Here is a 507-nt window from a genome sequence, read left to right as displayed (position 1 = left end):
ATACCAAATAACCCAAAGAACCATTTAAACAAGAAGAACATAGGAACCATAAAGACAGCTGCACCGGCTCCATACTTCACCCAATCTAACCAGCCATTAAATGCTACACCCAACTTAGCGTTCGATATCATAGTCTTGCTGTTTTTTTCGACCTCTCTGAGTTCCGCCTTCGCTGTCGCGCTCAAGCTGTCGAACTTGCTCCCCAGGTTGTTGTTGATCTTCTCTAGCTCGTCCTTGATCGCTTGATTGTTTATTTGAAATTCTTTGCTCAGAAACTCTTGATTCTGTTTCATTTCGCTYTGTAACACTCTGATGGCCGTCTTCATCTCGGCCAAAGTTTTGTTTGTATGCAGCTTGTGTGTTTCGATGTCGTTCTCTAATTTGCTGAGCAACGTCATCGAAGTCAATTCCATYTCCCTCTGTACGTCTTGGCTCGTCTGYTTGATCTCCTTGAGCTCYTGTTCGATCATCATCTCTTTGTTCATGTTTTCTTTCAGTTTCTTTCAG

General features: G+C 42.9%; 1 protein-coding gene. It reads right to left on the bottom strand.

Annotated features, from left to right (window positions below):
* Positions 1-398 (bottom strand): hypothetical protein (locus AC1DWA_RS33240; RefSeq protein WP_477917716.1); only part of this gene is annotated, 398 nt, incomplete at its 3' end.
* Between the last annotated feature and the right edge of the window lie 109 nt (positions 399-507).

This window comes from Rhodococcus sp. P4_F3_2 (genome assembly GCF_056401335.1).
This window is presented reverse-complemented; position numbering and strand designations above follow the sequence as displayed.